General features: G+C 44.7%; 6 protein-coding genes, 1 other RNA gene and 1 pseudogene. 4 read left to right on the top strand and 4 right to left on the bottom strand.

What is annotated here, in order from left to right; translation table 11 throughout:
- The 3 genes from VN429_RS01810 to VN429_RS01800 all read left to right on the top strand — a co-directional run.
- Window positions 1-521, top strand: a 521-nt coding sequence (locus tag VN429_RS01810; protein WP_325629165.1) for a hypothetical protein, incomplete at its 5' end; no start/stop codon positions are given.
- 61 nt (window positions 522-582) lie between these two features.
- Window positions 583-901: RNase P RNA component (gene rnpB / locus VN429_RS01805), an RNA gene on the top strand.
- Window positions 902-951: 50 nt separating this feature from the next.
- Window positions 952-1,704, top strand: coding sequence for a SagB/ThcOx family dehydrogenase (locus VN429_RS01800; protein ID WP_325629163.1), 753 nt, complete (start codon window positions 952-954; stop codon window positions 1,702-1,704).
- 1 nt (window position 1,705) lies between these two features.
- Here the strand turns inward: VN429_RS01800 and hisF are convergent, their stop codons facing one another.
- Complete coding sequence (gene hisF / locus VN429_RS01795) at window positions 1,706-2,524, bottom strand: imidazole glycerol phosphate synthase subunit HisF (RefSeq protein ID WP_325629161.1); 819 nt, start codon at window positions 2,522-2,524, stop codon at window positions 1,706-1,708.
- Between the two features lie 155 nt (window positions 2,525-2,679).
- Between hisF and VN429_RS01790 the strand changes: the two genes are divergently transcribed.
- Entirely contained in the window at window positions 2,680-3,906 is a 1,227-nt protein-coding gene (locus VN429_RS01790) for an adenosylhomocysteinase (RefSeq protein WP_325629159.1), read from the top strand.
- A gap of 21 nt (window positions 3,907-3,927) precedes the next feature.
- Here VN429_RS01790 and VN429_RS01785 read toward each other — a convergent pair whose 3' ends face one another.
- The 3 genes and pseudogenes from VN429_RS01785 to VN429_RS01775 all read right to left on the bottom strand — a co-directional run.
- Window positions 3,928-5,868, bottom strand: a complete 1,941-nt coding sequence (locus VN429_RS01785) for a tetratricopeptide repeat protein (protein WP_325629157.1) — start codon at window positions 5,866-5,868, stop codon at window positions 3,928-3,930.
- 69 nt (window positions 5,869-5,937) lie between these two features.
- A complete protein-coding gene (locus VN429_RS01780; protein ID WP_325629155.1) occupies window positions 5,938-6,915 on the bottom strand; it encodes a DUF8157 domain-containing protein in 978 nt (325 codons plus the stop codon).
- A 96-nt stretch (window positions 6,916-7,011) separates the two neighbouring features.
- Window positions 7,012-7,475 (bottom strand): annotated as a pseudogene (locus tag VN429_RS01775) (hypothetical protein); the annotation flags it as partial.

The raw sequence follows: 7,475 nt of genomic DNA, 5'->3' as shown, positions 1-7,475 counted from the left end.
ATATTACTCCTGAACCTTCTGAAACACCCGCTCTTTCTGAAAGTATTTCCTCATCTTCAACCGGGCACATAAATGGTTCCTCAAATGAAACAGAAGTTTCGAAGACAAATTCCAGTCGGTCAGGAAAGAATGTCCTTTATGATGGGTCAATAAAACTTCCTTCAGGTTTCGTAAATGTGACTGCACAATCTGGGGAAGATTATGAAGTCGGAGCCGATACACCGCTGGGACTTCTTCAGTACCTGGCAACAGAAAAGAAGATCTCAGGTATGAATGTAAATGACCGAGGTATGAGAAAAGGAAACATCCTGGCTATTGACAGCATCGGAGATTTCCAGTATGGCGAAGAAAACTGGTTTTGTCAGGTCAACGATGTAACACTTCAGCACTTTACAAATCCAGGCACTGATGGATTAAATACCAGGAAGATAAAATCCGGCGACAAGATTACATTTTTCTATGGAAAACCAGATCAGGCAGCGGCATCCGCAAAAGCTGTAATCTATCTTACCATTGATTAATCCCTTTTATAGATCTTTTTTTGGTCAGCTTCTTCATCAAGTACTGATAAACCATTAGGGTGAGAGGGAGAGTGCGGCTGACGGTAGCCAGTTTGATTATATCTTACTGGCAGCTGAGGAAAGTCCCTCCACCTACCGGGTACGCAGCCTCGTTCACTCGGGGATGGCGAGAGTCATGGCTATGGCACAGAAACGACACGGCCTGATATGAGCAATGATGCAGATCCAAACTGCAGAGCATCGAAGATCAGGAGTCGATGGAACGGTGAATCCCTGCGGGTGCAAGCCGGAACAGGGCATACAGACAGCCCGGTGTCTGCCCGGGTTCGGCGCTAAGCTGAATGTCGCAATGAACAGAAGGGGGCTTACTCCTCCCACTCAAAACTTTTGCTCAGAACGATTCAAGTAGCTGGTGTTGCTATTGCTATATATGGAGACACCAGACTGGCATACTGGACGCTCTTTTCTTAAGCAAACCCAACTCCAGGAGTCCACCCCATCAGCGGGAACGGTAACTGCAACCGATACTCCTAAAGTTTGTGGCACATGTGAACCATCCCAGGTTCTGATACCTCTTCCTCAAGCTTCAGAGATTCCGATGGATCCGATGTTACTCAGCGATATAATGGAAATACGTCGGACGGTTCGCGATTATTCGGATGAACCTCTCATGAAATGGGAACTTTCTCTGATGCTCCATTATACTCAGGGAGTAAGTGAAACCGGTGGTGCACCACACCTTCGTAATGCCCCATCTGCTGGTGCATTACATCCGTTTGAAACATATATCGTTGTGAACCGGGTTGAAGGTCTTGAGCCTGGTATTTATCGATACCTCCCACTTGATCATGCATTGGTTAAAGAGACTTGCCATGTGGGGGGAGGGGAGGCTGTCGCTGCAGCATGCAGAAGGTCAGAATTAATCCTGAAAGCTGCAGTAACTTTCCTCTGGATTGCTGTTCCTGACCGGATTCTCTGGAAGTTCGGACCCAGAGGCTGGCGGTATTTGTTTATTGAATCCGGACATGTCTGTCAGAATCTGTATCTTATAGCAACCGCCCTTGGTTGTGGAACATGTGCTATCGGTTCATACCGTGACGATGAAATGAATTGTGCTCTTGGATTAGATGGAGAAGAGCAGTTCTGTATCTATCTTGCAACAGTAGGGAAAAGAAAAGATTGATTTATCGTCTCATGGGAGGACGGATTGGCAGTCCTCTCTCTAAAAGATAATCTTTCACTTCTGAAACGGTCAATTCTCCATAATGAAATACACTCGCTGCTAGTGCCGCATCAGCCTTGCCATACACAAATCCATCATAAAAATGTTCAAGGGTTCCAACACCACCGGAAGCGATAACAGGTATTCCAACTGTATCTGATATCCGGGAAGTTATTGGAATGTCAAATCCATCCTTTGTCCCGTCTGTCTCCATCGATGTAAGCAGGATTTCTCCTGCCCCCCGTTCTTCAGCTTCCTGTGCCCATTTGACTGCATCAATTCCGGTAGGTTTTGATCCCCCGTAGGTAACAACTTCATACCAGCATGTGGTACCATCTTTGAGAGTGACCTGAGCCGCATCAGGGTTATCACTCATGTTTCGACGAACATCAATGGCTACTACGATGCACTGCGTACCAAATGCCCGGGCACCCTGTTCTATTAATGAGGGATCTTCGACAGCGCTTGTATTCATGCTGACTTTATCAGCCCCTGCACGCAGAGTCCGCTTGATGTCATCCAGGGATCTGATACCACCACCAACAGTCAGAGGAAGAAAGAGTCGATCTGCAGCACGGCTGATTACATCGATAATCATCCCCCGGTTCTCTTTAGATGCAGTGATATCAAGAAACACCACCTCATCTGCACCCTGTTCATTATATCGCTCGGCGAGTTCTACAGGATCGCCGGCATCTCGCAGCCCGATAAAGTTCGTTCCTTTTACTACACGACCGTCTTTGATATCCAGGCATGGGATGATGCGACGTGTAAGTACCATGCCTGAGATCTGCTCCGCCTTCCCTGATGATGGTTATGCTTCATCATCTGAGTCATTTAATATTTCAGCCGTCCTTATTATACCGAAGATTCAAAATTCCGGTCTGACGCGGGCTACTCGGTCATCAGATACGAAAAATTATAGGAAGATTATACATGGACTCAGGGGATCTCAAGATTGAATGGGCACGGCAGTATATGCCGGTGCTTGGCACTATAGCCGACCGGTTTAGGAAAGATAAACCATTTGAAGGCATGACCATCAGTATGGCTCTTCATGTCGAAGCAAAAACCGCCAACCTTGTAAAAACACTTGCAGCAGGTGGAGCAAAGGTTTTCATCACCGGGTGCAATCCACTCTCAACCCAGGATGATGTTGCACAGGCATTAGACAGAGTAGATGGTGTCACGTGTTATGCAAAACGCGGATGCTCAGTTGATGAGTATTATCAGGCCATGGATGCAGTTCTTGATGCAAAGCCGGATATTACCATCGATGACGGGATGGACCTGATTCATAGGATGCATACATCCAGACGGGACGTTCTGAAGAAGATTATTGGTGGATGTGAAGAGACAACCACTGGTATCCACCGCCTGCGTGCAATGGCAGAGGAAGGAAAGTTAGAGTTCCCGGTCATTGCCGTCAACGATACTCCTATGAAGAGGTTCTTTGATAATGTGCATGGAACCGGAGAAAGTGCCCTCACTGCTATCATGGCAACCACAAACAACTTGATTGCGGGAAAGTGGCTTGTTGTAGCAGGGTTCGGGTACTGCGGGAGAGGAATAGCACGGAAGGCTTCCGGGCTTGGTGCAAAGGTCATAGTCACTGAAATTGATCCACGTCGAGCCCTAGAGGCATATATGGAAGGATACCATGTCATGCCGATGAGAAAAGCTGCGGAGATCGGTGACATCTTTATCACCACAACCGGTAACAAAGACATCATCAATGAACAACATTTCAAATTATTGAAAGATGGGGCAATTCTCTCCAATGCTGGTCATTTCAATGTTGAGATTGATGGTGCCTGGCTAAACAAAAATGCCGAGCAGATAATTGAGCGTGATGGCATCCAGAGTTATCTGATCAATGGTCGTACCATCCATCTGCTTGCAGAAGGCAGACTCGTAAACCTGGCTGTGCCAAAAGGTATGGGTCACCCGATAGAGGTTATGGATCTCTCGTTTGCTCTGCAGGCGCTTGGAACCCGGTTCATTGCAGAACATCATACCGAGCTCAAGCCCGGAGTACATGCAGTACCTGACAGCATCGATCGCGAGGTAGCATCAATAAAACTCGCCTCACTGGGTCTTGGAATTGATACCCTCAGTGCTGAACAGGAACATTATATGTGCAGCTGGGATGTCGGGACGTAAATCCCCTTTTTTTAAAAAAAATCAGTGGGCGAATTTGCCCTTTGCCTTCATGGATGTTGCAACTTTGGGATCCAGAGCAGTTGCTTTCTGAAAGCATGCAAAAGCTTCACGTTTAGCTCCGAGATCATCAAGTATGATCCCTTTATTAAACAGGGCACCAACATGCCTGGGATCAAGCTTCAGAGTCCGGTCATAACACTGGATAGCCTCTTTTTGTCTGACAAGATCTGAGTAGATAAGTCCCATATGAAACCAGGCAGATGCAAACTGTGGATCAACATTTGTTGCCTGGGTAAAAGCCTGCAGGGCTTCGTAGTACTGCTCAAGAACACGGTGAATTTTTCCTTTGTTAAAGTAGGCTTTTACGTTAAACCTGTCAAGGTTAATGACTTTTTCGTATGAATTTAAAGCCTCTTCATATTGTTTGGACTTATGAAGGATCAGACCGCGGTTGAACCATGCCTCAATATTATTCGGATTATCTTCTATAGCAACTTCGTAGTATTGCAGAGCATCTACATGGCGTTTTAATTTATGGAAGCAGGATGCCCTGTTCCTCATTGCTTCAGCATGGCGTGGATTTAGTTTCAGGGCATTTTCATAACATGGAAGGGCCTGTTCATATCGCTTAAGTTTATGGAAACACAGGCCCCTGAGATTCCAGGCATCAGCACTCCACTTATCAACTACCAGGGCTTTTTTTGTGGCATCCAAGGCTTCTTCTATTTTATTTAATTTCAGGAGAATGTCAGCACGTGAAAGCCATGCACTAATCTCGCGGGGTGATATCTCAATAAGCTTTGAAGAACTTTGCAAAGCTTCCTGATATCTATTCATTCTGATAAATGAGCGGATCTTAAAAAGCCAGGCAGACAAATTCCTCTTATCAAGTTCAAGAACTTTGTCAAAAGACGAGAGAGCATCTGGATGCTGGTTTAATTCAAAAAGACATATTCCTTTATGGAGCCATCCAGCCATCTCTTTTGGATTATGCTCTGTCGCAGCATTAAAAGCAGAAACAGCATCTTTGAATTGTTTCAGATTCTGGAGGCAGTATCCTTTAAAAAGCCATGCCCGGGCATGACGTCGATCCTGAGTAATTACAAGGTCAAAGGCCGAGAGGGCGTCCTGGTCCCGGTGAAGATTGAACAGGCAGTATCCTTTAAAGAGTGCAGCTTTGGTCTGTGAAGCATCAAGAGAAAGTGCTTTGTCAAAGCAGATCAGTGCTTCATCATATGATTTTCTATTATGCAGGATGCTTCCACGGTAGAGCCAGGCTTGTGACTGATGAGGATCAATCTCTATGGATTTTTCAAGGAATGGAAGAGCTTTGTCATACTCACCTGCATGAATGAGGTTTACTGCAGTAACATAACAGACATTACTCAGATCCTGACCCGAAAGAAAAACACCTGAAATAGAGGATGGATCTCCCTTTGTACTCTCACTCTCTGTCTCTTCTATTATCTCCAGTTCGTTGATTTGTTCTTCCAGAATCCGATTCTCATCAGCAATTCCTGCTGATAGTGTGGCATCGGTAAGATATTGACTTTCTGGAACCTGATGTGATCCACCCTTTGGTAGCACAGTTCCATTAACCTGCGGTACATTGTCTGATGAAAGGCCTGGGTGAAAACCTTCGTCGGTAATAGGATCATCACCGATTGGCTCATCAGATTCATAATCTAATTCTTCCTGAATCTCACATGAGGTTTGGATATCTGTACTTTCTCCAGATCCAGTACTGTGTGTATCAGATGTTATAGAATCAACTGCTTCATCTGTTTCCGGATTTTGTGAAAGCTCCGGATCATCTGTGATGGAGGTTTCTAATATGGGGGTTTTTTGTATAGATGATACATCTTCTAAAAGATACGAGAGCATCTCCTCATATTGTGAGGTGTTGATCTCACCTTTGGCATACCGAACCTTTAGTATTTTTATTGGATCCTCGTCAGACATCCACCACCCCACGTGTAAAGAAAATTAGGTGCACAACACATTAATACTATTTTTATTCCCCTCTTCTGATCATTGTCCTGGCTTTTTATGTCCTGATTTTTTCGGTCTTGTTTCTTTTCCAGTCCTACTGCCTGCAGATCTGACTGTCCGGTTATTTATAATCTCTACAGGACGGAAATTATCATCTAAATTGTTCTTATGGGACCTGGAAGGAGAACAATGATCCTCATGGTCTCCAGCTGTATCAGGTTCAGGAGTGTTCACTCCTGGTATCATCGCCCCGGTGTCTGGTCGTTCTATACGTGAATCCTGATTAATTATAAGGTTCCATGCCTTATGCTGTTTATGGCGACGAACCTGAACTCCGGTAATTGTCAGAGGATCACCGTATTTAACCGAAAATAGAGCTCCATGCCCTGGCCTCCTGTTTCTGGCTGATAAAACTAAATAGACTGGTTCTCTGCAGGTACCATCACAGAATTTAAAAATGTGCATCCCCTTGGTACCGATATCTTCTGACATCCGAAGACCGGCAACTGATATAGATCGACCCTCATTTTTTTCCATATGGGAGAGGCGTACCATGCGGGTCTTTCTTGGAATACGATATGTACATGTATTAATCTGCTTTTTTGTCAGAATGACATATGCATATTTTCTATCTGTGTTGATAAACCGGTATCCTTCTTCTTCACCTGCAAGAAGTGTCATTAGGGACGTAGCCTGGATTGGGGGTTCTTCCCTGAAGGTCCAACATGAAGATGGATCACATCCACTTCCCCAGAGGTATGCACACGGACTGTAAACATGCAGACCATTTTTTATCAGTTCGTTTTGGAGCAGCCGCAGACTGGTGGCATGCCGCATCTCAGCAGGTTCAACAATAATAAGAATCCCGTCATCTGTAAGTCGTCTGGTAAAAGAACAGACAATAGAAGCCCTTGTAGGGATACTCAAGTGCTCCAGTTCTGCCAGCACATTTTGAAATGTGATAAGGCTCACACTTTCTGGCAATCTTGCAAGACTCTCATCAGAAATCTTTGTCATATCATCAAGAATAACATCATGAATCCGGATATTTGGTTCATCTTTTGCATATTCTCCGGTGAGATACTTATATGCTTCAACATGTTCTGCAGAACGTTAGATTGCGTAAACATCTAAGTTTCCCTTTTTCTGATTTTTCCAGATATCGATAAGAGCCAGAGGAACAACACCGGGACCTGTTCCGATATCAAGTGCGACTAGGTCATGAGGGAGCATCGATTCCGGCTTTATATTCTGTAAAAGCGATCTGAATTGAGTGAAGTATACCGGAACCTGATAGGCCAGATAGGCAAGGATATCATATCCCCTGCCATACTTTACTGACTTTCCAGGTTTTTCCCGCCAGTAAGATGCTTTCTGTGCCACAATTGCCTGACGTAAACGATCCAGAAATATCTGATCCTGATATGATTTTCCGGTTTTTTCTGTTATATATTGTGAAATGAGGTCTTCAAGGATTGAGGGAAATTTAGGCCCAACAGGGTCAGATGTTGTATTTTTGTTAGATCTGGTCTGGGTTTTTCTGAGTTTCCCAGAATTTTCATTTATCTTTGTATATT

It is taken from the genome of Methanospirillum sp., assembly GCF_035560735.1.
Lineage (GTDB): Archaea > Halobacteriota > Methanomicrobia > Methanomicrobiales > Methanospirillaceae > Methanospirillum.
The sequence above is the reverse complement of the archived record's forward strand: the minus strand, read 5'-3'. Positions and strand labels throughout refer to the sequence as shown.